We start from the raw sequence: 25406 nt of genomic DNA, 5'->3' as shown, positions 1-25406 counted from the left end.
CGAAGTGGTCTGCTGGTTGGCGTGACTTGGCCGCAATCTCCCATGGTTAGAGGAGGCGCTTGACGAAGCCTGCGTGGATCAACCGTTCGAAAGAATTTTTGACGCCGCTTGGAACTGGTTGATTGATAGCGAAGCCGCGTTCGGCGTAGACAGTGATGCGCTGGGTGTCGCCGACCAGCATGTTGATGACGCGGTTCACGTCACCGATGCTCTCGATGTACTCGTCCAGTGGGAGCGGTCGCGAAGCGCAGATGACGTCGACCTCGGGCCAGAGCTTCTTGCAGGTCGCGTAGGCGCGTCGCTGCTGGTACGGCCGCGAGATAAGGATGACCGACCCGACCTCGATGCCGCGAGAGTCCAGCAAAGCCCGGGTGAGCGTGATGTTGTCGCCTGTGTTCCGCGCCTCGGGCTCGACCAGGATGGCGTCATCGGGAACGCCCAGCTCAAGCGCATGTTCGCGGTAGTGGACCGCCTCGCCGCGCGGAAACCGTTCGACGGTCGTTGGCGCGTTGGCTCCGGTGAAGACAATGAGCGGAAACATTCCGGCCTGGAACAGTTCCGCGGTAAAGGTTGCGACCCCGAGATCATGGCTGCCGAGTCCGATCCCCACGTCGGCGGGCCGGAGTTCATGGTGCATGTCGTGGTAGTCCCAGAGCGTTTGGACGTCGGCGCGGAGTTCGTCCGGCAGGGTGGTCGAACGCTCGGGCATCTGGGTCTCCGGGGTCAGTCGGGGATCTTGAAAGTGTAGGTCCAGGAGAACCGGCTTGCGGCGTGCACGCCACGTGCGAATTCGACGACGCGGCCGTCTCCGGTGTACGTGCGGCGTTGCAGGACCATGACGGGTTCGCCTGCGGGGAGTTCGAGCTGTTCGGCCTCGTCGGGCGTCGGCATCCTGGCGTAGAAGGTCTCGGTCATGGTGTCCGGCTCAAGACCTTGCAAGGTGAGAACCAGGAACCCGCCACCTCGTCCGGCTGGGCCGGGAGTCGGGTCGACGATCGGCGTGCCTTCAACGTCGGCGGGCCGGTAGTAGCTGGTGAGCATGTGCGTGGGCTGGCCGGCGTCCTTGACCAGCCGTGCCCGCTCGTAGACCGGTGATCCGACCATGACGCCGAGAGCATCCGCCACTTCCCGGTCAGCTTCGACCTTGGCGACGGTCTGAGTCTGGTCGGTCGGCTTCCAGTCTCGGCCGGAAGCTTCGCGGTCTGCGACGAAGGCGACGGTATCGCCGTACTTCCACTTGCTCTTCGCGTACCGGTCCTTGCCCAAGCGCTTCATGGGTGGCCGCGCTCGGACGACGGTCCCGCGTCTCCTGATCGGCGTCACAAGCCCTTCGGCTTCGAGGACACCGACGGCCTTGCGGACGGTGTTGACGTTGACGTCGTACTCGTCGGCCAGCTCGTCTTGCTTGGGCAGCGTGGTGTCCGGGGCGTAGTCGCCCCGCTGGATCGCGTCTCGCAGGATCGCGGCCAGCTCTCGGTAGCCAGTGCCCACCTGGTCCTCCTTCGTCGGTCGATAACGCTAGCGGTATCACCCCATCATGGTCTACGGAGCCCGATAGGGATAGTTCTATTGACAACTCGCTCGGCGACGCGCTTAATAGAACTACCTCTAACAAGGTGTAAGCCCGGTAGGGCTCCAGAGACGACAGGAGACAGACGACATGGCGATCGCCAAGGGGCACCGTTTCGAGATCGACTTTGATGCCGCGTTCCCGCTGGGGCTGGTGATGGTCGGGGAGGTCGCGCCGGACAACGAGTACCAGTCGCGGGAGGACAGGTCTGCTGGCCGACCTGTTCGTCAGCGGGTCGACGAAGTGACGGGCAAGCGTCAGTGGAAGGCGACGGTCACGGACCCGAGCGAGACCAACTCCAAGCGCGCGTCTTACGACGTCACATTCCTGGCAGATGTGCAGCCGGTGCCGACCACGTCGGAGGTACTGCCGGGTATGCGGCCGATTGAGCTGGAGGGTTTGACGGCGGAGCCGAAGGTGGCTGGTCAGGGCGAGTTCAAGTACCAGTCCTATCTGTTCCGGGCGACCGGGTTCAAGGCTGCGGCATCCGGTGGCGGGTCGAAGTCGGGCCGGGCCTCCGCTGCGGCCGAGTCAACGCCCAAGGCGGCGTGATGGGCGGCGGGGTGCGGGGGAATCACGGTGTCGCGGTGGTTCCTCGGCATCTGGTCCAGGAGTGGGAGACGGCCTACCGCCGCTACAGCGCGCTAAAGGAACGCACCGGGGACTGGCCGGATGCTCGTACAGCTCGCGCTATGGAGGCCGCGTGCCGGGCGGTTGCGGTGGCCTGGCGGGATCTGACGGCGGAGGGCCAGTTGCCGTGGTGGGTGCTGGCGGCGGCGACAGCGGCGGCCGAGGGGTTTGAGGATCACGCCCGGCATTGGAAGGTGTGCGCCAGTATCGAGGGAAGGCAGAGTAGTGGCGTTCAACGCGATGTGGAAGCCGGGTCCGCAGGCGGTCGCGGGAATGCAGGGCAATGGTTCGGCGAACCCGGCCCTGGTGATCTACCTGGATCCGGACAGCCTGGCGATCCTGCCGCCGTCCGACCCGGCCGCGTGGCCGGAGTTCATCCGGCTCCTTCGCCAGATCCGCGACAGCGCGGACGAACTGGCCGTCTTCCTCGACAAGCACACGACGGTGCGTGATGACGACACCCGGCCGGAATGAACCGCAGACATTGGCGGATGCGCACCTGGTCGCCTCGGCTCATCGTCCGAAGCCGGGGGCGAACCTGGAGACGTGGTTGAAGTTCCATCAGGCCAACGCGCGCATGTACCGCGCGGTGTCCGATGTGGACCGAGGGCACCACCACGAACTCCGTTACTGGGTGGGTTATGAGGAGCGGAAGGCGGAGGAGGTGGCCGCGCAGATTCAGAAGAACAAGTCTCAAGCTAGCTGAGATCTGAATCGCTGTAGGGAAAACGTGCGTGGGGACGTGCGGCGTACAAACACGTCCTCACGCGCTTCCCGCGTCTCGTAAGGCGCAGAACCGGTAACTGGCCTAGGAAACCTCGCCGGTCCTGCGCTGTCCACAACCTCTGGAAGTGAACAATGACAACGCTAAACGATGGCAACAAGCGACCGCTAGACGGGGTCACCCGAACGCGCTGCACAGTCTGTAAGCGGTTCGCCAAGCTCCTGCCCAGTGAGACCGAATGCGCTCCCTGCCGGGGAATGCTGCCGCTGGATCTGACCGGCGGTGGTCGCCGGTGAACGCGAACGGGATCGGTCTTCTCCTCGTCGGCGGCGGGGTGCTGGGTGTGGTGGTGTGGCTGCTGCACAAGCTCGGCCGCGCGCTCGCCACGATCGCGGAAGTCCTCGCCGCCGCTGCGGTGGTCTTCATCGCCTTGTGGTCGGCCGTGAAGTTGTTTGTGTGGCTGGGAAATCAGGTCTTCACGCACTGGCGGACCAGTCTCGGCGTGATCGCGGTGGCGGTCTGGTGGCAGTGGCTTGGCTGGCCGTCGCTGGCTATCACCGCGGGTTCGGTCGGTGTGGTGCTGGTGGTGTGGCGGCTGCTCGACGTGGTGTCGTTCGACCGGTGCTGTGGCCGGTTCCTGCGGGCGTGGTGGCTGCGCTGGTTCACCTACGCCCGGAAACTGCCCGGCTGGCTGCACGCCTGCGGCCTGTCCATCTCCGACGGCACCGTGCCCGTGGAAGTGACCGTCAACCTCGTCGGCCGTCGCCGGAAGGCGGTCTCTCGTACTGCGGGCGGTGGTGCTGCGGTGCAAGTCCCGAAGGTCTTGGGCGTGAAGTCGGGACCGTCCTGGGATGAGGTCCGAGTCAGGCTCGTGCCCGGTCAGAAGCCGGAAGATTTCGACGACGCCGCCCGCGCCCTAGCCGTGGCCCGCAAGGTCACGCGGTGCCAGGTCCGGGAACTGGAATCCAACGTCGTCTCGCTCGACTACCAGCGCCGAGACCTCCTTCAAGCCTCGGTGGACTGTGCGAAGCTGCCCGACCTGGCGGCCGTCGACGCCGTGGATCTGCGGCGGGTGTTCGCCGGACGCACCGAGTACGGGAAGGACTGGCGGCTGCCGCTGACCGGTCCGGGCGCGCACATGCTCGTCGCCGGTGCCACCGGGGCCGGGAAGAACTCGGTCATGTGGTCTCCGCTCGTGTCGGCGGCCTCGGCGATCCGGGCCGGAACGGTACGCGTCTCGGGGATCGACCCGAAGGGGATGGAACTCGCCTACGGGCGCGGGATCTTCGCCCGCTACGGCGTCGCCGGGAAGGAAGCCATCGCGGTCCTGGACGACCTGCTCGACGGCCTGGAGTCCCGCAAGCGCGAGTTCGCCGGGCATACCCGTGAGGTCCCGATTTCCACCGAACATCCCCTAGAGGTTCTGGAGTTCGACGAGATCGGCGCACTCACCAAGTACACCGATCGCAAGACCCGCGAAGCCATCGTGGAACGGGTGGCGATCCTGACCACTCAAGGTCGGGCGCTCGGCTACACGGTGCGCGGGTATGTGCAGGAACCGACGAAGGACACCGTTCCCGTACGTGAGCTGTTCCCACGTCGGGTGTGCCTGCGGGTCACCTCGAAGACCCATGTCGGGATGGTCCTCGGCGACGGCGCTTACGAACGGGGCGCGTGGGCGAACCGCATCGACGAGTCGGCTGCGGGCGTCGGCTACATCTGGGGCGAGGGCATACGCGAACCCCTGCGCGTCCGTGCTGGCTGGGTCCCGGACGAGACGGTCAAGGCGCTGGAGAGCTACGTCACCAACGGCGGCGCCCACGTGATCGACCTTCCTGTCCGTCGAGGTGGAGAGGAGGTGGCGGCGTGAACCGCGTTCTGGTGTTCCTCGATGCGATCCGCGATCACCTCGACTCCTACGCTTTCCCACCGGTTGCGTCCGTGCGGGTCGGGTTCGGCCCGGACCCGGTGTCTGTCCAGCTCGATACCGATGGTCTGACGGACGTGGCACGGAGCCTGGTCGTCTGGGCGGATTCCCTGGAGAACGTGACCGCCTCGATCTGGCGGGTGCCCCACGGCGGAAGCGTGCACTTGGAAGTCCAGGGCCGGACTCCCTGTGGCATCCCGGTCGTGGTCTACGGCGGAGTCCGGTTCGACGAAGTGACCTTCCCGGACCTGCCTGCGGGGATGCGACAGGACATGCCGGTGTTCGTGCTGCGGCAGTGGAGCACGCCTGGGGAGGTGGCAGCGTGACGAGCACCAAGGAAGCCGCGGTGACCACGCCGGCCAAAACCCGGGCCGCTCGGATGCGGGAACCGCTCGCCTCGGACGTGGTCAAGGCGACCGCTGAGAAGCACGGGGTCTGTGTCCGGCCGTTCACGATGGAAGTTGGCGACACCGCGACCGGCGAACTCCGCTACGTCCCCGTTCCCTGCGGCTCGACGGTCGAATCGGTCTGCCTGCCGTGCGCTCGGAAGGCGAAGGCGCTGCGACAGGTCCAGTGTCGTGAAGGCTGGCACATGACCGAGGAACCCGACTTCACCTCAGAGTCGCCGACTGAGGCGCAGACGGAGCTACTGGCGTTCCGGGCTGACCTCGTCGCGGCCTACCGCGAAGTGAGTGACCAGGCGGAGGCTGACGAGCTGCGAGAGGAGATCCAGGGAGTCGACGACGAACTTCGGCAACTCGGGATGCGTGGCCGTCTCCCGTCGATCGACCTGCCCACGAAGAAGGCAGTGAAGCGCTCGACGAAACGGCGGCAGGACGCGCCGAACCTCCCCCGGCGCAAGGTCGCCAAGACCACCGTGGGCCGCGAATACGCGGGACGGTTCCGGCCGTCGATGTTCGTCACGCTCACCTGCGACACCTACGGCCCAGTCCGATCGGACGGCGCACCGGTCAACCCATCGACCTATGACTACCGGCGGGCCGCTCGGGACGCGGTCCACTTCTCCGCGCTCGTCGACCGGTGGTGGCAGAACCTCCGGCGGGTCGTCGGCTGGGACGCGCAATACTTCGCGACCGTGGAACCGCAGCGGCGGGCGGCTCCGCACCTGCACGCAGCGATCCGGGGATCGGTCCCGCACGACGTGATCCGCCAAGTCACCGAAGCCACCTATCACCAGGTCTGGTGGCCCAACCACGACCAGGTCGTCTACGTCGACCGGATGCCGCTCTGGGACGGCGACGCCAGGGTGTTCGTCGACCCCGACACCCGCGAACCGCTGACCGACTGGGACGACGCGGTCGAAGCCGTGGAAAACCCGGCGCACGTAGTCACCTTCGGCCGTCAGGTGCACTCCAAAGGCATCCTCGGCGGCTCGGAGGAAGCCGGGCGGCACATCGGCTACCTGACCAAGTACCTCACCAAGTCCACCGGTGAGGTCGTGGAAGCCGACACGACGCGGCAGAGGGATCACCACGACCGGTTGCACGCGGAGCTGTCGGTGACGCCCTGCTCGCCTCGGTGCGCGGTGTGGCTGCTGTATGGCATCAATCCCAAGGGCGCCAACGGAAAGACCACCCCTGGGCAGTGCAAAGGACGGGCGCATCGGCGGACCACGCTCGGGCTCCCGGGGCGGCGGGTGCTGGTGTCGCGCAAGTGGTCGGGGAAGACGCTCGTCGACCACAAGGCGGACCGGAAGGCGTTCGTGATCGAAGCACTGGCGGCGGTCGGGATCGAGAAACCAGCACCGGACCCGGCTCGGCTGGTCTGGCGCAAGGTTGATTCGGCCGACGCGAATGTGCCTCCTCGGGACCACCTGGTGATGCACGCGATCTCGGAACGGATCACGTGGAAAGCCGAGTACGACAAGGCATTGCTCGCCGCGCAGAGTCCGCCGGATCTTTCGGCAACTCCGCTGGCGGCTTAGGAACTGGGGAGGCGAACGTGGGAAAGAACTACCTGACAGTCGAAGAAGCAGCCGAGTACCTGAACACGCGCGTCCGGTTCGTGCGGCGGCTCATCGCGGAGCGGCGCGTGGCGTTCCACAAGGTCGGCGTACACGTGCGATTCGCCATCGCTGATCTTGAGGAGTTCATCCAGGCCGGTCGGGTCGAGCCGATCACGCGGGCTTCGGTGATCCGGGACCTCGGAAGGGCGGCCTGACCATGGCGAACAAACGAGGACACCGGGGTTTCGGCAACGTCCGGCAACGTGCATCGGGGAAGTGGCAGGCACGTTATCCGGGGCCGGACGGCCAGATGCGGAACGCTCCCACCATGTTCGCCAGCAAGCGCGCGGCCGAACAGTGGTTGTCGGTGACCGAAACGCAGATCATCAAAGGCGAGTGGATCGACCCCGAGCGAGCGAAAGTCACGCTTGGGCACTACGCAGACCAGTGGATTACACAGCGGCCCGGCCTGCGTCCGCGCACGGTCGAGTTGTACCGGTGGCTTCTGCGGAAGCACATCAAAGCGGATCTCGGCGGCGTCGAACTGGGCAAGTTGTCGACGGCGATCGTTCGGCAATGGCGTGCGGATCGGTTGGCGGCCGGAGTGTCGGAGTCAGTCACTGCCAAGGCGTACAGGCTGCTGCGGGCGATCCTGACCACGGCGGTCGATGAAGACAAGATCTTGCAGCGCAACCCGTGCCGGGTGCGGGGTGCCGACAGGGAGAACCCGGCGGAGCGGCCGATTTTGACCGTTCCGCAGGTATTCGATCTGGCCGGGCGGATGCCGGAGCGGTTCCGGGCGCTCGTTTTGCTGGCCGCGTTCGCGTCGCTCCGCTGGGGCGAGGTGTCGGCACTGCGACGGTGTGACGTCGCGGAGGACGGGAGCTGGGTCCGGATTTCGCGGGCGCTGGTCGAGGTCCCTGGGCGTGGGCTGATCGTCGGTCCGCCGAAGTCGCGGGCAGGAGTGCGGACGCTGATCGTTCCGGCGGCGATTCGGCGTGACGTGGTGAAGCACCTCGACGCGTTCGTGAAGCCGGATCACGACGCGCTGCTGTTCACCGGTGAGCGTGCGGGCAACCCGGTGCGTCGGCCGAACTTCAGTCAGCGGACGAAGTGGACGGAGGTCGTGGCGAAGATGGGGCTCAAGGGCCTGCACTTCCATGACCTCCGGCACGCGGGGAACATCTGGGCGTCGAAGGCGGGCACGTCGACCAAAGACCTCATGGCGCGGATGGGCCACGACGACATGCGGGCGGCGCTGATCTACCAGCGGGCGACCAGCGACGCCGACGAACGGATCGCTGATCGGCTCTCGAAGCTCGTCGACCAGCACCGGACGGGCAAGGCGGATGACGATGACGACGGACTGAGCGGCCAACCGGTCCCGGTCGGCTAATGGCCCGTTAATGGCCCAGCCGGAAGATCGGCCGGACAAAGCGAAAGCCCCAGGTCCACAGTGGACATCCACTGACCTGGGGCTTTCGCGTGAGAGCGGATGACGGGAATCGAACCCGCGTATTCAGCTTGGGAAGCTGATGTTCTACCATTGAACTACATCCGCAGTGCCCGGTCAGCATACATGGTCCGGATCTCCCCTTGCCAAGCCCCACCCCATCTTGACGTCGCCGCCGTCAAGTGACAACACTTGTTGTCTACGTCGGAGGTGAGCCGGATGGACGAGAGGCTGCCCGACCCCGAGCTGTTCCGCCAAGGCGGGTTCCGGGTCGCGTCGAGGCTGTTCATCGAGGGTGACATCAGGGGTGACGAGCGCCAGGTGGCCCGGTTGCGGCGCTTCGCGCAGCGGGAGGATCCGGCGGCCGACGTGCTGGTGCCATTGCTGCGAAAAGGCGCACAAGGACAGTTCGAACAGGCGCTGCGGCAGGGCATCGACAGTGTCGAGGATCCGCCGAAGGAGGTCGAAGCGTTCTTCCGCAACGTCGAGGCGACGCCGTACTGGGTCGACCCGGACAGGCTGGACCGCGGAGCGCGGGCGGTCACGCGCGCCGGGTTGCTCGGTCTCTTTCCGCTGGGCGACGTCTCGTTGATGGGCGGCTACCTCGCCTCGCGTGCCACGAAGTCGCTCGTCGGCACCGGCGAGATCGAGTACAAGGCGGCGCGGAGGCTCGTCGAGACGGCGACGTGGTGGATCGACGTGACCACGCCGGGCGCGCTCGTGCCGGGTGGGCGCGGGTACGAGTCCGCGTTGCGGGTGCGGATCGTGCACGCACATGTCCGTGCGGCCATGAATCGCCGCGAGGACTGGGATTACGCCGCTTGGGACAAGCCGGTCAATCAGGTCCAGACCGCGGGCACACTTCTGCTCTTCTCGCTCGTCTACGTCTTCGGCACGCAACTGCTCGGGCTCCGCTACAGCGCCCGCGAGCGCGCCGACATCCTGCATCTTTGGCGCTACGTCGGCTGGTTGATGGGCGTCGATGAGGAGCTCCTGCCCGCGGGCGAGGACGACGCGTGGCGTCTGCTGTGGCTGCTCGCCACCACCGAGTTCATTCCCGACGACGACTCGAAGCGGCTCGCCAGGGCGCTCATGAAGTCCCACGCCGCGATCGGCGAGGGCCGGGGCGCGGTCGGCAAGGTTCTGTCGCATGTGTCGGTCGCGGCGCACGGCTCGATCAGCAGGCTGCTGCTGGGCAAGACCAACGCCGACTTCCTGGAGCTGCCCGACGATCCGATCGCGCAGGCGGCCGTGGTCGCGGTGGCGGGCGTCAACTTCGCCGCCGAGACCGTCCGGCGGCTGGTGCCGGGGGCGACGGCGCTGCAGGAGCGCCTCGGCGCCGCCGGTCGACGCCATTATCTGCGGCAGGTCGCCAAGGTCTTCCGGCTCGACCCGACCTACGGCAGGCACATGAAGGCAGCTTGACTACGCTGACCGGGTGCTCCTCAGCGACCGTGACCTCCGTAAAGAGCTCGACGCCGGCCGTCTCGGTGTCGACCCGTTCGACCCGACGATGGTCCAGCCGTCGAGCATCGACGTGCGCCTCGACCGCTACTTCCGCGTGTTCGACAACAGCAAGTACACGCACATCGACCCGCAGCTCCAGCAGGACGAGCTGACGTCGCTGGTCGAGAAGGAAGGCGAAGACCCCTTCGTCCTCCACCCCGGCGAGTTCGTGCTGGGGTCGACGTACGAGACCGTCACGCTCGCCGACGACCTCGCCGGGCGCCTGGAGGGCAAGTCCTCCCTCGGCCGCCTCGGCCTGCTCACCCACTCCACCGCGGGCTTCATCGACCCGGGCTTCTCGGGTCACATCACCCTCGAACTGTCGAACGTGGCGAACCTGCCGATCACGCTTTGGCCTGGGATGAAGATCGGCCAGCTCTGCATTTTCCGCCTGTCCAGCGCCGCGGAGTTCCCGTACGGCTCGAACGAGGCCGGCTCGCGCTACCAGGGGCAGCGGGGGCCGACCCCGAGCCGCGCGTACAAGAACTTCCACCGCGTGGACACCTGGCGCTAAGCGGCGGGGGCTTCCCACTCGATCCGGTGCTGCCACATGAAGGCGTTCGGATCCTCCTTCGGTGGGTTCTTGAACGCTCGCTTGATGAAGAAGTCCCGGATCACCCGTCCGACGGGGCCGACCGCTTTCGCGTCGCCGTTGCGCTTACCGCGCTCGACGACGGCTTCGACACGCTCGCGTCGTAGTCCTTCGTAGGTGGCGAGCGCCTTCGGGATCGTGGGCACGTCACGCAGGCATCGCGCCAGCGTGACGGCGTCCTCGATGGCCATCGCGGCGCCCTGACCCGCCGCCGGTGAGGTCGCGTGGGCGGCGTCGCCGATGATCACCATCCGGTCCGTTCGCCAGGTCGGCACGCTCGGGAAGTCGTACGTCGCCCACGGCCGGTAGATCTCCCGCGTCGCGCGCACGATCTCGACGGCGGGGGTCCGGTCCACCGCGAGTCGCCGGATCAGGTCCTCCCGCCAGGCGTCGCCGGTCATTCCCGCGAGGTCGGATTGGGACGGCTCCTGCTGCCGGGGGACGTTCGCGAACCACCAGACGCCGCCATCCGGATGGACGACGTGCGCGAAGAACAACCGCTTGCCGAAGGTCATGTGCATGACGCCGGGTTCGTCGTCGAGCCGCGGGCCCTCGGCCAGTCCGCCGGTGTTCAGCAGCGGCACGTAGCGCGGCGCCGGGGCTTGCGGGTCGATGAGCCGCCGGGTCCGTGAGCGAAGCCCGTCCGCCCCGACCAGCAGGTCACCCTCGGAGAACGTGCCGTCTTCGAACGTCGCGCGGACGCCGTCGCCGGTCTCTCGCGCGTCAGCCAAACGTTTGCCGTAGTGGACCTCGATGCCGCGTCTGACGGCTTCGTCGCGTAGGCCGATGTACAGGTCGGAGCGCAGCACGGTCTGGCTCACGGTGCCGTCCTCCAGCGGTCCGCCCAGGGGGAGGTCGGCGATTTCGCGTCCGTTCCCCAGGTGCATCTTGATCCGCGGCGTAGCGAAGCCGAGGTCTTTGACCAGGTCTTTCAGGCCCAGTGGGGCCAACGCGTCGAGTCCGTTGACCGCGAGGGTCAGGAACGCGCCGACTCCTTCCGCTGTCCTCTCGTACGCCTCGTGGATCACCGGCTCGTGGCCCGTTTCGTGCAGTGCGATCGCCGTGATCGTGCCCGCGATACCCCCGCCGGCGATCAGTACCTTCGCCATGTAGTTCACCCCATCGAATCTCTTAGAAACTAATTCGTTCTATCGAACTAAAGACTCCGCTAGGCTGAACGGCGTGTCAAGTGAGCGGGCGGAACTGGTCGAGCGGATCCTCAACGGCTCGCGGGCGCTGTCGACGGAGACGGTCATGTTCCACACGGCGATCGCGGAGCAGCGCGGGCTTTCGGCGGTCGAAAGCAAGGTGACCGACTACCTGGCCCGCCTCGGCCCGCAGACACCGAAAGCGCTTGCGCGGCTCTCGGGGCTCGCGCCGGCGTCGATCACCGCGCTCGTCGACAGGCTCGAAAGCAAGGGTGTCGTCGTGCGGAAGCCGCACCCCGACGATCGACGCAAGGTACTCATCGAGATCGACGAGGCGCGGATCGCCGACGTCGCCCCGTTGTGGGATCACCTGGTGAAGTCGGTTCGAGCGGCCTGCGAGAAGTACACGGACGGTGAGCTCGAGACGGTGCTCCGGTTCCTGGCCGACGCCGCGACGATTACGAGCGAGTCCACACAACGGATCACTGAAGGACAGTGCGCCGGGCGCCACCGCTGACCGGTATTACTACTTTCGGGGGTATTGCCGTAACCAGTTCGTGATAGTTTTCGGCCCCGTGTCCCCCAATAGAACACGAAGCCGGTTACTTTTGGTCACGCTCAGCGTCTTGTTGGGCGGGGTGATCGCCAGCGCGAGTTACCTGATGGTGACCGATCGGTTCCAGGGCACTGCGCTGAGTAACCTGTCTTTGAGTGTGCCCGACACCAAGGGCAAACCCGGCGACGCCCTCGCGAAGCCTCCCGCCTACTTCGGTCAGACGTCCGCTCCGGCGCCGGGCGGACCCGCGCCCGGTACGTCCGCTCCGACGTCGTCTTCGGAAGCCCCCAGGTCCTCCTCCGCCGCCCCGCCCAGCTCTTCCCCGGCTCCGGCCGAGCCGCCCGCTCAGCCTTCCGAGACGCCGAAGCCGACTCCCAGCAAGGCTCCGGAACCGCCTCGCTCGCAGGACAGTTCGCTCGCCGCCCAGGTCGTCGATCTCGTCAACGCCGAGCGTGCCGACGCGGGTTGTTCGCCGGTGAGCAACGAGTCGCATCTCGCCGCCGCGGCGCAGGGCCACAGTGACGACATGTCCGCCCGGAACTACTTCTCGCACAACACGCCGGAAGGCGTCACATTCGATCAGCGCATCCGGGCCGCCGGCTACGACAAGCCCGGTGCCGAGAACATCGCCAAGGGCCAGTCGACGGCCGCGAAGGTGATGGACGCGTGGATGAACTCCGACGGCCACCGCGCGAACATCCTCAACTGCAAGCTGAAGAAGATCGGCGTCGGCGTGAACACCAAGGGCATGTACTGGACGCAGGACTTCGGTTACTGACCCTTGTCCCATCGTTCGGCGATGTCGCCGTAGCGGGCCAGTACCGCCGCGCGCAGCTCGGGATCCGTGCGCGGGACCGGTTCGATGAACACCTCGGTGACGTCGCCGAACTCCGTCGTCAGCTCGGTGGCCAGCCGGACGCAGGCGTGTTCGACGTCCGCCGCGCCCAGCGCGTCGTCGAAGTCGACGCGGGCGCAGACGAGGACCTGGTCGGTGCCCATGAGCATGGTCTGCAGGTCGACGACGGCCTCGATCTCGGGCGCGGCCACCAGGTGGTCCCGCAGGCCGCGCACCAGCCTCGGATCCGCCTGCCTGCCGATCAGCAGCCCGCGGTTGGTGCGCCCGAGCACGTAGGCGACGAGCGCCAGCAGCACACCGATCGCGATCGACGCCGCCCCGTCCCAGACGTGGGAACCGGTGAGCTGGTGCAGGCCGATCCCGGCGAACGCGAGCAGCAGGCCGATCAGCGCGGCCGAGTCCTCGAACAGGACGGTCTTCGGCGCCGGGTCGTCGATCATCCGCAGGTAGACCGAGAGCTTCTGGCTCGCTTCGGCGGCGTCGCGCCGCACCTGTCGCACGGCTTGGACCCACGAGACCGATTCGAGCACGAAGGCGATCGCGAGCACGATGTAGCCGACGATCGGGTCGGTCTGCTCGGTCTCTTCGCCGAACACCGTCGAGAAGCCTTCGTAGAGCGCGAACATCGCGCCGGAGGCGAAGATCGACACCGCCGCGAGCAACGACCAGAAGTACCGCTCTTTGCCGTAGCCGAACGGATGGACGCGGTCGGCCGGCCGGTCCGAGCGTTTCAGCGCGGTCAGCAGGAGGACTTCGGTGATCGTGTCGGCCACCGAGTGCGCGGCTTCCGAGAGCATCGCGCCGGAGCCGGTGATGATCCCGGCGATCAGTTTCAGCACCGCGATGGCGAGGTTGACCCCGCCCGCGAGCACTACGGTCAGGGTGCTTTCGCCACCGGGTTCTTCACTCACCTTGCGTAGCGTAGTGCGACCGGGCCGATCTCACAGGCGACGGAGACCCTGCAGTACACGTTCCATCAAGGCGAGTGCCGGATGACCGTCGAATTCAGCCTGCGTTTCATGAACGGTGACCAAACCGAGTTCGGCCATATCACCCAAAAGGACCTTTGCAACGCCGAGCGGAACTCTTAGTGATGCGGCCACTTCGGCGACCGAAGTCGGCCGGTGGCACAGCGAGCGGACCGAATGGAATTCGACGCTGAACCCCGGGGCGTTCCATGGCGCGTCGTTACGGACGGAAATCATCGCTTCGATGGCGAAGTTGCGCTTCGACTGGGTGCGGCCGCCCGTGCGGACGTACGGGCGGACGCGCGTGCGTTGCCGCTGCTGCCGTGGGGGTCGCCGGGCGGCCGGGATGCTCGGAATGGTGGCCTCCTGGTCCATCCGGGCGAGTGCGGCGCGGGACGGCGGACGAGGTGTCGACGAGCCCGGCATCGCGAGCCGATGTTCCTTGCCCGGCCGGAGTTCGTGACGGTTGCCCATTGATTTCCTCGCCCCATTTCTGTGCCGCCGAAAGGAACCTCGCGGACGACAACGGCAACGAGGAAACGCCAGCTTATCGCCGCCGTGTACCGCCGAACGGGTAAGGGAACGGAATGGTCTGGCCCGGATAAAACAGGAGAGGACATTCTCTCGCATTATGTGCGAGAGAATGCCCCCTCCGACATGGACGTGCTACTTGTCTTCCTCGGGAAGTGGCGTACCGGTGGCCTTTTCGTCGGTGGGCACGTCGGCCTCACCGTCGAGTTCGGCATCCGAGACGCCGTCGAGCGAAGGGGCTCCGGCCGGGACCAGCTGCGGCTCCGGCTTCCGCTTGACCGCGGTCAGCAGGAGCTGGGCGACGTCGACGACCTCGACCTTCTCGCTCGCCTGGCCGTCGCTCTGGCGCGCGGTGACGCCGTCGGTCAGCATCACGCGGCAGAACGGGCAGCCGGTCGCGATCTTCGACGGTGCGGTGCCGAGCGCCTCGTCCACGCGTTCGACGTTGATCCGCTTGCCGATCTTCTCTTCCATCCACATCCGCGCGCCGCCCGCACCACAGCACATCGAGCGGTCGCCGTGTCGCGGCATCTCCCGCAGCTGCGCGCCCGAAGCGCCGACGAGTTCACGCGGAGCGTCGTAGACCTTGTTGTGGCGGCCCAGGTAGCAGGGGTCGTGGTAGGTGACGTCCTCGGCGACCGGCGCCACCGGGGTCAGGTGCTTCTCCCGCACGAGACGGTTGAGCAGCTGCGTGTGGTGCACGACGTCGAACTGGCCGCCCAGTTCCGGGTACTCGTTCGCGAGCGTGTTGAAGCAGTGGGCACAGGTGACGACCACCTTGCGCTCCTTGCGTTCGCGGCCCTCGAACACCGAGTTCAGGATCTCGACGTTCTGCTGCGCGAGCATCTGGAACAGGAACTCGTTACCCGCGCGGCGGGCCGGGTCACCCGTGCAGGACTCCTCGGAGCCGAGCACGGTGTACTTCACGCCCGCGATGTGCAGCAGTTCCGCGACAGCGCGCGTGGTCTTCTTCGCGCGGTCCTCGAACGCGCCGGCACAGCCGACCCAGAAGAGGTACTCGGTGTCGCCGAGGTCGCCGTCGAACACCGGCACCTCGAACTCCAGGTCCTCGGTCCAGGCGAGCCGGTCCTTGGCGTTCTGGCCCCACGGGTTGCCCTTGTTCTCCAGGTTCTTGAACATCCCGTTGAGCTCGCTGGGGAACGAGGACTCGATCATCACCTGGTAGCGGCGCATGTCGACGATGTGGTCGACGTGCTCGATGTCCACCGGGCACTGTTCGACGCAGGCGCCGCAGGAGGTGCAGGACCACAGCACGTCGGGGTCGATGACACCGCCGTCGTCGCCGATGAGGGCCTTCTGGGACTCCGCGATGGCGAGGACGTCGATGCCCGCGTACATGTCGTCGCCCGACAAGCCGATCTCGTCACCGGCCATGTCGCGCTTGCCGCCCGCGAGCAGGTACGGCGCCTTCGCGTAGGCGTGGTCGCGAAGCTGCGTGATGAGCAGCTTCGGCGAAAGCGGCTTACCGGTGTTCCACGCCGGGCACTGCGACTGGCAGCGGCCGCATTCGGTACAGGTGGAGAAGTCGAGCCAGCCCTTCCAGCTGAAGTCCTCGATCTTGCCGACGCCGAAGGTGTCCTCGTCCGGGTCTGCCTCTTCGAGGTCGAGCACCTTGCCGTTGCTCATCATCGGCTTGAGCGCGCCCAGCGCGACGCCGCCGTCGGCCTCGCGCTTGAAGTAGATGTTGAAGAAGGCGCTGAAGCGGTGCCAGGCGATGCCCATCGTCATCGTGCGCGCGATGACGAACAGCCAGATGGTCGCGCTCATCAGCTTGACGAACGCGAACACCGACACCAGGTTCGGGCTGGCGGGCAGCAGCTCGCCGATCGGGTGCGAGACGAACGCGGCCCAGACCGGGGTCTCGTGGACGTTCAGCGCGGACTTCGCGGCGCGGACGCCGATGATGCCGATGCCCTCGATGAGCACGACGGCTTCGATGAAGTACGCCCACTTGAAGTTGGAGCCCTGGAAGCGGGACTGCCGGTCGGCGCGGCGCGGGTGGTTCTTCTGGCGGACCCAGATCAGCACCAGGATGCCGACGATGGTGCCGACCCCGAGCAGCTCCATGAGCAGCTGGAAGACCGACCAGTCGTCGAGGATGGGCCAGCCCCAGGTGGGGACGAACACCTCGCCGTACGCCTCGAACAGGGCGAGCGACCCGATCAGGAAGCCCCACATGACCAGCCAGTGCGCCGGGCCGACGCTCTTGACCTTGTTCATGCGGGTGTGCGCGGCGAATTCCTTGATCAAGGTCTTCATCCGCGGCACGAACGGGCCGTTGCGGGTCGAGTCCGGCTGACCGAGGCGGATCACCCGCACGAAGCGGGCGATGGTCGCGAAGAACATTCCCCAGGCGACGACGCCGAGCAGGACCGCGATCCCGCCGAGCGTCAGCTGTACAGCGCCCATCGTCGGGTGCCTTTCGTCCGAGTGAAGCCATGTGGTGGGTGGACAGAGTGTGGTGCGGGCAGACTAATGCTTCTTACTGATGGGTAACCCACTGACCGCGCCCAAGTCCCACCGATGTGGTGTACACCTCTCTTTGTTTTAAGACGATCGTCCAGGTAGTTTTTGTCATATGGGTGCGTACCTTCTTCTCGCTTTGGCCATCGCCGCTGAGGTATCCGCGACGGTGTCGTTGAAACTCTCCGAGGGCTTCAGCAAGGTGGGCCCGTCGATCGCCGTGGTGGCCGGATACGCCATCGCGTTCGTCGCCCTCGCGTACGTTCTGAAGGCCGGCGTGCCGGTGAGCGTCGCTTACGCGATCTGGGCCGCGGCCGGTGTCGCGCTGGTGGCGGCCGTCGGCATGGTCTTCTTCAAGGAGCCGGTCAACCTCGCGGTGCTCAGCGGGCTGGCACTGGTGATCGGCGGCGTCGTGTTGATCGAGGCAGGGAGCGCGCACTAAGTGAAGATCCAGGTCGACGGCCGGAAGGCGCGGGGCGAGAAGCGACGCGAGGAGATCATCGCGGCCGCACTGCGGGTGATCGAGCGGGACGGCGTCGCCGGGGTCACGCATCGGACGGTCGCCACCGAGGCGGGTGTGCCGACCGCTTCGACGACGTATCACTTCTCCAGCCTCGACGACCTGCTGATCGCGACCCTCATCTCGTGCGCGCGGGATATGGCGACCGAGGTCTACTGGATGATCGACAGGGCCCGCTCGCGCGGCAGTCGCGGCGCGGAAGAGGTCGCCGGGCTGCTCGCCCAGGCGCTGGGCCCGCGGCGGGGCCGGACGATGGCGGAGTACGAGCTGTACCTGCTGGCCGCGCGGAAACCCGAACTGCGGCCCGCCGCGCGGCGCTGGCTGGACGTGCTGACCTCGATGGTCCGGCACGACGACGAGGTCGCGTTCCGGGTGTTCCTCGCCGGTATCGACGGGCTGCTGATCCAGGGCCTCATCGACGACGAGCCGCCGTCCGCGGAGGAGCTGCGGCCGGTGGTGGATTACCTGCTGAAACCCCGTTGACCAGCCGGGTAACTTTCGGATCATGCGGACTGTCGGTGCTTACGAACTGGACGACGACCCGGCGCGGGTGGACCTCGAAGCGGTGTGGAAGTTCCTCTCCACCGGCGCTTACTGGGGTAAGTGGCGTGACCGGGAGATGATCGAAAAGGTCGTCAGGAACGCATGGCGCGTCGTGGGCGCGTACGAGACTTCGACAGGCCGTCTAGTCGGCTTCGCGCGGGCGTTCTCGGACACCATCGGCAGTGCGTACCTCGCGGACGTCTTCGTCGTCGAGGACGCGCGCGGCGCCGGGCTCGGCAAGGAGCTGGTGCGGGAGATGATCGACAACGGGCCGGGCGCGGAGTTCCGGTGGATGCTGCACACCGCCGACGCGCACGAGCTGTACCGCCCGTTCGGCTTCGGGGATCCGGCGGACGGCCAGTACATGGAGCGGGCCCGGCCCGGCGGACGGGTCTAGCGCTCGATGTTGGTGAAGGCCTGATCCTGGGACGCCGACCGGGCGTCAGTATCCACAAGGGACATGTCCTGGCGCCCGGTGTTCGGTTGATGTCTCTATGCCCGGTTCTGTAGTGGCTCGTGAGTGGCGATTCGGGTTAGAGCGAACCCTCTCTTAGGTGCCTACCCGTGTCCTGCGGACTTGCTGGCGTGAGGTGCATGATGGCCTCCTTCCTTGCGCTAGGCGCAAGGAAGGAGGCCATCATGTACTGGGGAAGGTGTGAAGGTCGAGTTTCCTCGGCTGAGCCGAGGGAAGGGGTCCTTCCTGGCCCGGCCGTCACCGGACTCACCCGCCGTAGGTACCTAAAACACCCTTGGCCAGAACGCTCATTAACACTCACGACTCCCCTCGCGAATCCGTGCGAAAACAGCCAAAACGGGCGTTACGGTCGCGCGAAGTGTCCCTTATGGACAGTCAGGAGCGGGAGGATCCTGATCGGGGTGTGTCGATCTCGGCAACCTGGAGGCCGACGCGGACGACGGGGGAAGATTCCGGACGTCGAACGTCCGGAATCTTCCCCGCCCGGGGCCTGTCAGAGGCCAGCGTCCAGAATCACCCTATCCCGACTTTGCCGGGACACGGGCAGCCGACTCAGCCCTTGTTCTCGTGCAGGGCCGTCAGGGTCGCCCGCGCGATCGCGTGGCTGAAGAGATTGAAGCCCAGGAAAGCCGGCGTAGCGTCTTCGCCGACTTCCAGCTTCTCGACGTCGACAGCGTGCACCGCGAAGATGTACCGGTGCGGTCCGTGCCCGGGCGGCGGGGCGGCCCCGAGGAACTGCTTAACGCCGCCGTCCCCCTTCAGGGTGATGGCGCCCTTCGGCAGGCCGGACCCGGCTTCGTCGCCCGCGTTCGCCGCGAGCGCTGTCACCGAGGCGGGGATGTCGAACACCGCCCAGTGCCAGAATCCGCTCGCCGTCGGGGCGTCCGGGTCGTAGCAGGTCACGGCGAAACTCTTGGTCTCCGCGGGGAAGCCCTCCCAGGACAGCTGCGGGGAGCGGTCCTCGCCGCCCGCGCCGAAGATCCCGGACAGCTGCGGCGTCGGCAGGAAGCCGCCTTCCTCGATGTCGGTGCTGCTCAAGGTGAAGGCAGGCAGATCGGGCAGGAAGTCGTACGGATCGGGTGCCTGCGGCATGCGTCCTCCTGATCGTGGAACCGATGACCCCGCCAGGTTATGACCCCGAGGACCCCGGCGCGGGATCAGGGACGAATCCGGGGGTTACCCCTATGTCCATCCCGCCGCGTGGCCCTTAGCGTCGAGGCACACGAAAACCTGCTCTGGAGGGACTCAAGACCATGGCGCGCCCACTCCTCGCAATCGGAGGCATCGCCTTGATCGGCGTCGGTGTCCTCACCGGCCTCGGCTGGTGGTGGCCGTCCGACGCGGAGGCGACCGCCGAGCTGACCCAGCCGATCAAGAGTGTCCGCGTCGAGAATGACGAGGGCGCCGTGAAGATCACCACGGGTTCCGGTCCGGCGAAGGTCCACCAGGAGTTTTCGTACCGCTGGAACAAGCCCGGCGACGCTTACCGCATGGACGGCGACGTCCTGGTCCTCGCCGGCTGTGGCACCAGCTGCGAGGTCGACTACGACGTGGTCGTCCCGGCGGGTATCCCGGTCACCGGAAAGGTCGACTCGGGCGCGGTGGAGATCGCCGGGATGTCCACTGTGGACATAGCGGTCGATTCCGGGCGCGTCGAGGTCCGCGACGTCCCCGGCACGGTGAAGGTCAAGGCCGATTCCGGGCGGGTCGAACTCAAGAACATCGGGCAGGACGTCCACGTCCACGCGAGTTCCGGCGCCATCAAGGGGGAACGGCTCGGTGGCAACGTCGAAGCGCGTGCCAACAGCGGCCGCATCGAACTCGAACTGATCAAGGGCGCCGACGTCACGGCGCGGAGCGACAGCGGTTCGATCGAGGTCACCGTGCCCTCGGGCGACTACAACGTCATTGGCACCACCGACAGCGGTCACCGCGACATCGGCGTGAACCAGTCCGGTTCGGCCCCGCACAAGCTCGATCTCAACACCGACAGCGGAAGCGTCAAGGTCAACGCGGCCTGACGGACTTTATCGGGGGAAACACTTTCTCATGGGCAACACGGAGAAGCGCGTCCTCGGCGCGCTCGCACTCGGCGCGCTGACGGCCTTCGGGATCGTCGGCTGCACAAGCGAAAACCGCGAGACACTGAGCGACGGCACACCCGTCACCGAGCAGATCACCGCGATCCGGGTCGACGTCCCGGTCGGCGGCGTCACGCTCCGGGTCGAGGACGGCGCACCGGTCTCGCTGCGCCGCGAAGTGACCTATACCGGACGTCATCCCGGCAAGACCCACAGCGTCGAGAACGGCACGCTGGTACTCGGCGGCTGTAGCCAGTGCGGCGTGGACTACGAGGTCGTGGTCCCGCGTGAACTGGCGATCTCCGGTGGGATCGGCACCGGCAAGATCACACTCACCCGCGCCGCCTCGGTCGACCTCCACGGTGACGTCGGGGATCTCAAGGTCCAGAGCTCTTCCGGTCCGGTGAAACTGCGCACCGGCACCGGCGACATCGAGGTCGGGCTCGCCAAACCCGGCGCGGTCACCGCGAACGCCGAGGTCGGCAAGATCACCGTCACCGTCCCGGACGGCGCGTACCAGGTCCGCGCGAAGTCGGAGGTCGGCGGCGTCGAGACCGGCGGCGTACGGCAGGACCAGGCGTCACCGAACGTCCTGGACCTCACCGCGGGCACCGGCAAGGTCACGGTGAAGACCGCATGAAGACGCTCGCCGCGCTCACGGCGCTGACCCTGCTGCCGCTTTCCGCGCTGCCCGCGTCCGCCGCGCCCGGGATCGACTGGAAGCCCTGCGCGACCGAGTACGCGCCGACGTTGGAATGCGCGAGCCTCCAGGTGGGCGGCGGCTTCTCGATCGCGCTGGCGAAACTGCCCGCGACCGATCCCGCTCGCCGCGTCGGCTCGCTGCTGACGAATCCGGGCGGGCCGGGCGGCTCCGGGGTCACCGTGCTCAAGTACGGCGGCCGTGGTTTCGCGCTGGACAAACCGGAAATGGCCGAGGCGCGGCAGCGGTTCGACATCATCGGCTTCGATCCGCGTGGTGTCGGGGAGAGCGAGCCCGCGATCACCTGTGGTCCGGATCTGCACGACCCCGCGGTCAGCCGGTTCCCGAAGAGCCGTGCGGACTACGAAAAGCTCATCGCGCACAACCGTTCTTCCGGCCAGGACTGTCTCAAGAGGACAGGACCGGGTTTGTCCCATGTGGACACCTGGAGTGCCGCCGACGACATCGAGTCGATCCGGATCGCCCTCGGTGAGCCGAAGGTGAACTGGCTCGGCGTCTCCTACGGTTCCGAACTCGGCGCTGTCTACGCGGAGAAGTACCCGAAGCGGATCCGGGCGATGGTGCTCGACGGGGCCGTCGACCACTCCCGGCCGACGCGGCAGGCGGTCCTCGACGAGGCCATCGCGACCGAAGGCGCGCTGAACGACTTCGCGAAGTGGTGTACGACGTCGCAGGAGTGCGTGCTTCGCGGCAAGGACGTCATCGCGACCTACGACGCCCTCATGCGCACGCCCGGCGGTGTCCCGTCGAAGCAACTCGGGCGGAACGTGACCGCCGAGGAGATGGCGGCCGGCCTGTACGGCTCGATCATCCTGCCGATGTTCTGGCCGGACTTGGCGAAGGCGGTCGAAGCCGCGAGGGCGGGGAACGCGGACGGGCTGCTGCCCTACTCGCAGCTGGACCCCTCGTACGGCGCGTATCGTGCGATCGGCTGCCACGACTTCGGCTCGCCCTTCACCTCCTACGCCGACATGAAGGCGATGCAGGGACTGGTGAAGGCCCTCGCGCCGCACAGCTGGCGCTACTCCGAGTTCTGGGACATGGCGAGCGGCTGCGCGGGCTGGCCGGTGGCGTCGGCGTACCTGCCGCGGCCACAGCACGTGCGGGGCGCGGCGCCGATCCTCGTGGTCGGCGGCGAACACGACCCGGCGACGCCGCTGGTGTGGGCGAAGGGGCTCGCGCGGAACATCGAGAACTCGACGTTGCTGGTCGACGCCGGATACGGGCACACGGGGCTGCTCAACTCGGCCTGCGTGCGTGTCGAAGAGGTGAAATACCTGGTGAGCGGGGTCACACCCGCTCCGGGCACGGTCTGCCGGTGAGCCGGGAACAAGACGCCCTGGTCGCTCGTTGAGCCGGGTACAAAGGTTGAGTGCAGTCGGCTCAAGTCCGGCTTGACGGAAACCGCACCATCCCGATAGAACTTGCGTAGCGCCCACTCAAGGTGGGGGTGAACGTGCAGGTCACGAATAGCAGGAGGAACACACCATGGCGCGAGCGGTCGGCATCGACCTCGGCACGACCAACTCGGTCGTCGCTGTCCTTGAGGGCGGCGAGCCGACGGTCATCGCCAACTCCGAAGGTTCACGCACCACCCCGTCCATCGTCGCCTTCGCCAAGAACGGCGAAGTGCTGACCGGCCAGCCGGCGAAGAACCAGGCCGTGACGAACGTCGACCGGACCATCCGGTCGGTCAAGCGGCACATCGGTACCGACTGGAAGACCGAGATCGACGGCAAGGCCTACACCTCGCAGGAGATCAGCGCCCGCGTGCTGATGAAGCTCAAGCGCGACGCTGAGGCGTACCTGGGCGAGACCATCACCGACGCGGTCATCACCGTCCCCGCCTACTTCGAGGACGCGCAGCGGCAGGCCACCAAGGAGGCCGGGCAGATCGCCGGCCTGAACGTGCTCCGCATCGTCAACGAGCCCACCGCGGCGGCGCTGGCGTACGGCCTGGACAAGGGCGAGAAGGAACAGACCATCCTGGTCTTCGACCTCGGTGGCGGTACGTTCGACGTCTCGCTGCTGGAGATCGGCGAGGGTGTCGTCGAGGTCCGCGCCACCTCCGGTGACAACCACCTCGGTGGTGACGACTGGGACGAGCGCATCGTCACCTGGCTGGTCGACAAGTTCAAATCGTCCAACGGTATCGACCTGACCAAGGACAAGATGGCGCTGCAGCGCATCCGCGAGGCGGCGGAGAAGGCGAAGATCGAGCTGTCCAGCTCGAACTCCGCCAGCATCAACCTGCCGTACATCACCGTGGACGCGGACAAGAACCCGCTGTTCCTCGACGAGCAGCTCTCCCGCGCCGAGTTCCAGAAGATCACCTCGGACCTGCTCGAGCGCACCCGCAAGCCGTTCAACAACGTCATCCGTGACGCGGGTGTCGCGGTCGGCGACATCGACCACGTCGTGCTCGTCGGTGGTTCCACCCGCATGCCCGCCGTGTCGGACCTGGTCAAGGAGCTGACCGGCGGCCGCGAGCCGAACAAGGGCGTGAACCCGGACGAGGTCGTCGCCGTCGGCGCCGCGCTGCAGGCCGGTGTGCTCAAGGGTGAGGTCAAGGACGTCCTGCTGCTCGACGTGACCCCGCTTTCGCTGGGCATCGAGACCAAGGGCGGCGTGTTCACCAAGCTCATCGAGCGCAACACCACGATCCCGACCAAGCGTTCGGAGATCTTCTCCACCGCGGACGACAACCAGCCGTCGGTGCAGATCCAGGTGTTCCAGGGTGAGCGCGAGATCGCGGCGCACAACAAGAAGCTCGGCATGTTCGAGCTGACCGGCCTGCCGCCCGCCCCCCGTGGCGTGCCGCAGATCGAGGTCACCTTCGACATCGACGCCAACGGCATCGTGCACGTCCTCGCGAAGGACCTCGGCACGAACAAGGAGCAGTCGATGACGATCACCGGCGGCTCCGCGCTGCCGAAGGACGACATCGAGCGCATGGTCAAGGACGCCGAGGCACACGCCGAAGAGGACAAGCAGCGCCGCGAGGAGGCGGAGACCCGCAACCAGGCGGAGACCCTCGTCTACCAGACGGAGAAGTTCGTCAAGGACAACGAGGACAAGCTGCCCGACGACCTCAAGAGCAAGGTGAAGACCGCGATCGACGAGGCCAACGAGGCGCTCAAGGGCACCGACTCGGCGAAGATCCGTGAGTCCATCGAGAAGCTGAACACCGCTTCGCAGGAACTCGGCACCGCGCTCTACGCCAACGCGGCGGGCAACGCCGCCGACGGTGCGGCCGCGGGCGAAGGCGCCACCGGTGCCGCCGGTGCCGGTGCGGGTTCGCAGGCCAAGGCCGACGACGTCGTCGACGCCGAGATCGTCGAAGAGGACGAGAAGGACAAGAAGTGACGGAACGCTACGACGAAACCGAGGGCCGGGGCCCGGACGAACCGGTGGTCGTGCGAGACCGTCGCCGGGTCGATCCGCTGACCGGTGAGATCCGCCAGGCCGCCCCGGCCGCCGATCCGCAAGATGGCCCGAAGCACGCCGCGCCCACCGAGGAGCCCGCGGAACCCACGCCGTCGCCCGCGACCCACGCGGGCCCCGGCCTCGGGGACTCCATTGTGGACGATTCGGTGTCGGTGGCCACCGGTCTGGAGAAGGAGCTGGCGGAACGCACCGCCGACCTCCAGCGTCTCCAGGCGGAGTACGCCAACTACCGCAAGCGCGTCGACCGTGACCGCGAGCAGGTCGTGGCGGGCGCGAAGGCGTCGGTCGTCGGTGACCTGCTCCCGCTGCTCGACGACCTCGAGCGCGCGGAGCAGCACGGCGATCTGACGGGTGCCTTCAAGGCGGTCGGCGAGAAGCTGGTCGCCAGCCTGCAGCGCTCGGGACTCGAGCCGTTCGGCGCCGAGGGCGAAGCCTTCGACCCGAGCGTGCACGAGGCCGTCCAGCACAGCACGTCCCCGGATGTCGCGGGCCCGACGGTCACCACGGTCATGCGCCGCGGTTACCGCTTCGGCGAGCGTGTGCTGCGCGCGGCGCTGGTCGGGGTCACCGACCACGAGCCGGGCGCGGCCCCCGCGGCCGCATCCGCACCGGAGGCGCAGGCCACCCCGGTGGATCCGCCCGTCGGCGGCGAGCTGCCGCTCGACGGCGAGCTCTTCGATGAAAACAACCGCTGATCGGCGAAACGGC

At 67.1% G+C, this 25406-nt stretch carries 27 protein-coding genes and 1 tRNA gene; 20 read left to right on the top strand and 8 right to left on the bottom strand.

The genetic code is table 11. The features are described 5' to 3' along the window. Positions 1–46: 46 nt before the first annotated feature. Positions 47–709, bottom strand: coding sequence for a YdcF family protein (locus ACZ5ZX_RS01115; protein WP_465500068.1), 663 nt, complete (start codon positions 707–709; stop codon positions 47–49). A gap of 14 nt (positions 710–723) precedes the next feature. Continuing rightward, complete coding sequence (locus tag ACZ5ZX_RS01110; protein WP_465500067.1) at positions 724–1491, bottom strand: GntR family transcriptional regulator; 768 nt, start codon at positions 1489–1491, stop codon at positions 724–726. A 169-nt stretch (positions 1492–1660) separates the two neighbouring features. Between ACZ5ZX_RS01110 and ACZ5ZX_RS01105 the strand changes: the two genes are divergently transcribed. The 8 genes from ACZ5ZX_RS01105 (at position 1661) to ACZ5ZX_RS01070 (ending at position 8213) form a co-directional block, all read left to right on the top strand. Next, positions 1661–2122 carry a hypothetical protein gene (locus ACZ5ZX_RS01105; protein WP_465500066.1) on the top strand — a complete coding sequence of 154 codons (462 nt, stop codon included), beginning with the start codon at positions 1661–1663 and terminating at the stop codon, positions 2120–2122. A gap of 303 nt (positions 2123–2425) precedes the next feature. Continuing rightward, positions 2426–2674 (top strand): hypothetical protein, encoded by a 249-nt coding sequence (locus ACZ5ZX_RS01100; RefSeq protein WP_465500065.1) that lies wholly within the window; start codon positions 2426–2428, stop codon positions 2672–2674. Continuing rightward, positions 2652–2906 carry an AMED_5909 family protein gene (locus ACZ5ZX_RS01095; RefSeq protein WP_465500064.1) on the top strand — a complete coding sequence of 85 codons (255 nt, stop codon included), beginning with the start codon at positions 2652–2654 and terminating at the stop codon, positions 2904–2906. Before ACZ5ZX_RS01100 ends, ACZ5ZX_RS01095 begins: the two co-directional genes overlap by 23 nt. 310 nt (positions 2907–3216) lie before the next feature. Continuing rightward, positions 3217–4794: an FtsK/SpoIIIE domain-containing protein gene (locus ACZ5ZX_RS01090; protein WP_465500063.1), complete on the top strand. Its 1578-nt coding sequence runs from the start codon at positions 3217–3219 to the stop codon at positions 4792–4794. After that, positions 4791–5177 (top strand): hypothetical protein, encoded by a 387-nt coding sequence (locus ACZ5ZX_RS01085; RefSeq protein WP_465500062.1) that lies wholly within the window; start codon positions 4791–4793, stop codon positions 5175–5177. Before ACZ5ZX_RS01090 ends, ACZ5ZX_RS01085 begins: the two co-directional genes overlap by 4 nt. 53 nt (positions 5178–5230) lie before the next feature. After that, complete coding sequence (locus ACZ5ZX_RS01080; protein WP_465500995.1) at positions 5231–6796, top strand: replication initiator; 1566 nt, start codon at positions 5231–5233, stop codon at positions 6794–6796. Between the two features lie 17 nt (positions 6797–6813). Next, on the top strand, positions 6814–7032 hold the full coding sequence (locus ACZ5ZX_RS01075; RefSeq protein WP_005165076.1) for a helix-turn-helix domain-containing protein: 219 nt from the start codon (positions 6814–6816) through the stop codon (positions 7030–7032). A 2-nt stretch (positions 7033–7034) separates the two neighbouring features. Continuing rightward, positions 7035–8213 carry a tyrosine-type recombinase/integrase gene (locus ACZ5ZX_RS01070; protein ID WP_465500061.1) on the top strand — a complete coding sequence of 393 codons (1179 nt, stop codon included), beginning with the start codon at positions 7035–7037 and terminating at the stop codon, positions 8211–8213. Between the two features lie 94 nt (positions 8214–8307). Here the strand turns inward: ACZ5ZX_RS01070 and ACZ5ZX_RS01065 are convergent. After that, a tRNA-Gly gene (locus ACZ5ZX_RS01065) sits at positions 8308–8378 on the bottom strand. 111 nt (positions 8379–8489) lie between these two features. On the opposite strand from ACZ5ZX_RS01065, the gene ACZ5ZX_RS01060 reads away from it, so the two are divergent. Continuing rightward, positions 8490–9695 (top strand): oxygenase MpaB family protein, encoded by a 1206-nt coding sequence (locus tag ACZ5ZX_RS01060; protein ID WP_465500060.1) that lies wholly within the window; start codon positions 8490–8492, stop codon positions 9693–9695. A 13-nt stretch (positions 9696–9708) separates the two neighbouring features. Further along, a complete protein-coding gene (gene dcd, locus ACZ5ZX_RS01055) occupies positions 9709–10290 on the top strand; it encodes a dCTP deaminase (protein ID WP_125679521.1) in 582 nt (193 codons plus the stop codon). On the opposite strand, the gene ACZ5ZX_RS01050 is transcribed toward dcd, so the two are convergent. Continuing rightward, positions 10287–11477, bottom strand: a complete 1191-nt coding sequence (locus tag ACZ5ZX_RS01050; RefSeq protein ID WP_465500059.1) for an FAD-dependent oxidoreductase — start codon at positions 11475–11477, stop codon at positions 10287–10289. The genes dcd and ACZ5ZX_RS01050 overlap by 4 nt on opposite strands. A 73-nt stretch (positions 11478–11550) precedes the next feature. On the opposite strand from ACZ5ZX_RS01050, the gene ACZ5ZX_RS01045 reads away from it, so the two are divergent. After that, positions 11551–12033: a MarR family winged helix-turn-helix transcriptional regulator gene (locus ACZ5ZX_RS01045; protein WP_465500058.1), complete on the top strand. Its 483-nt coding sequence runs from the start codon at positions 11551–11553 to the stop codon at positions 12031–12033. Between the two features lie 121 nt (positions 12034–12154). Further along, positions 12155–12850 (top strand): CAP domain-containing protein, encoded by a 696-nt coding sequence (locus ACZ5ZX_RS01040; protein ID WP_465500994.1) that lies wholly within the window; start codon positions 12155–12157, stop codon positions 12848–12850. Here the strand turns inward: ACZ5ZX_RS01040 and ACZ5ZX_RS01035 are convergent. The 3 genes from ACZ5ZX_RS01035 to ACZ5ZX_RS01025 all read right to left on the bottom strand — a co-directional run bounded on the left by ACZ5ZX_RS01035 (position 12844) and on the right by ACZ5ZX_RS01025 (position 16857). Next, on the bottom strand, positions 12844–13839 hold the full coding sequence (locus ACZ5ZX_RS01035) for a cation diffusion facilitator family transporter (RefSeq protein WP_465500057.1): 996 nt from the start codon (positions 13837–13839) through the stop codon (positions 12844–12846). The genes ACZ5ZX_RS01040 and ACZ5ZX_RS01035 overlap by 7 nt on opposite strands. Before the next feature lie 30 nt (positions 13840–13869). Next, the gene (locus tag ACZ5ZX_RS01030) at positions 13870–14370 is read right to left on the bottom strand and encodes a DUF742 domain-containing protein (RefSeq protein ID WP_465500056.1); all 501 of its coding nucleotides are present in this window, start codon (positions 14368–14370) and stop codon (positions 13870–13872) included. A gap of 192 nt (positions 14371–14562) precedes the next feature. After that, positions 14563–16857 (bottom strand): (Fe-S)-binding protein, encoded by a 2295-nt coding sequence (locus tag ACZ5ZX_RS01025; RefSeq protein ID WP_465500055.1) that lies wholly within the window; start codon positions 16855–16857, stop codon positions 14563–14565. Between the two features lie 169 nt (positions 16858–17026). Here ACZ5ZX_RS01025 and ACZ5ZX_RS01020 point away from each other — a divergent pair, with 169 nt between their 5' ends. The 3 genes from ACZ5ZX_RS01020 to ACZ5ZX_RS01010 are packed head-to-tail and all read left to right on the top strand — an operon-like array spanning position 17027 to position 18371. Further along, positions 17027–17353 (top strand): DMT family transporter, encoded by a 327-nt coding sequence (locus tag ACZ5ZX_RS01020; RefSeq protein ID WP_465500054.1) that lies wholly within the window; start codon positions 17027–17029, stop codon positions 17351–17353. Continuing rightward, the gene (locus ACZ5ZX_RS01015) at positions 17354–17914 is read left to right on the top strand and encodes a TetR/AcrR family transcriptional regulator (RefSeq protein ID WP_181775333.1); all 561 of its coding nucleotides are present in this window, start codon (positions 17354–17356) and stop codon (positions 17912–17914) included. Between the two features lie 22 nt (positions 17915–17936). Beyond that, positions 17937–18371: a GNAT family N-acetyltransferase gene (locus ACZ5ZX_RS01010; RefSeq protein ID WP_465500053.1), complete on the top strand. Its 435-nt coding sequence runs from the start codon at positions 17937–17939 to the stop codon at positions 18369–18371. A 630-nt stretch (positions 18372–19001) separates the two neighbouring features. On the opposite strand, the gene ACZ5ZX_RS01005 is transcribed toward ACZ5ZX_RS01010, so the two are convergent. After that, positions 19002–19541, bottom strand: a complete 540-nt coding sequence (locus ACZ5ZX_RS01005; protein ID WP_465500052.1) for a YbhB/YbcL family Raf kinase inhibitor-like protein — start codon at positions 19539–19541, stop codon at positions 19002–19004. Between the two features lie 161 nt (positions 19542–19702). On the opposite strand from ACZ5ZX_RS01005, the gene ACZ5ZX_RS01000 reads away from it, so the two are divergent. The 5 genes from ACZ5ZX_RS01000 (at position 19703) to grpE (ending at position 25393) form a co-directional block, all read left to right on the top strand. Further along, positions 19703–20470, top strand: coding sequence for a DUF4097 family beta strand repeat-containing protein (locus tag ACZ5ZX_RS01000; protein ID WP_465500051.1), 768 nt, complete (start codon positions 19703–19705; stop codon positions 20468–20470). 28 nt (positions 20471–20498) lie between these two features. Next, the gene (locus ACZ5ZX_RS00995) at positions 20499–21170 is read left to right on the top strand and encodes a DUF4097 family beta strand repeat-containing protein (protein ID WP_465500050.1); all 672 of its coding nucleotides are present in this window, start codon (positions 20499–20501) and stop codon (positions 21168–21170) included. Continuing rightward, entirely contained in the window at positions 21167–22573 is a 1407-nt protein-coding gene (locus ACZ5ZX_RS00990) for an alpha/beta hydrolase (RefSeq protein WP_465500049.1), read from the top strand. The genes ACZ5ZX_RS00995 and ACZ5ZX_RS00990 overlap by 4 nt, the downstream gene beginning before the upstream one ends. Positions 22574–22739: 166 nt before the next feature. Beyond that, entirely contained in the window at positions 22740–24617 is a 1878-nt protein-coding gene (dnaK, locus tag ACZ5ZX_RS00985) for a molecular chaperone DnaK (protein ID WP_465459832.1), read from the top strand. Continuing rightward, positions 24614–25393: a nucleotide exchange factor GrpE gene (grpE, locus tag ACZ5ZX_RS00980; protein ID WP_465500048.1), complete on the top strand. Its 780-nt coding sequence runs from the start codon at positions 24614–24616 to the stop codon at positions 25391–25393. The genes dnaK and grpE overlap by 4 nt, the downstream gene beginning before the upstream one ends. The last annotated feature ends 13 nt before the right edge of the window (positions 25394–25406 follow it).

Source organism: Amycolatopsis sp. NPDC033938 (genome assembly GCF_055575975.1).
This window is presented reverse-complemented; position numbering and strand designations above follow the sequence as displayed.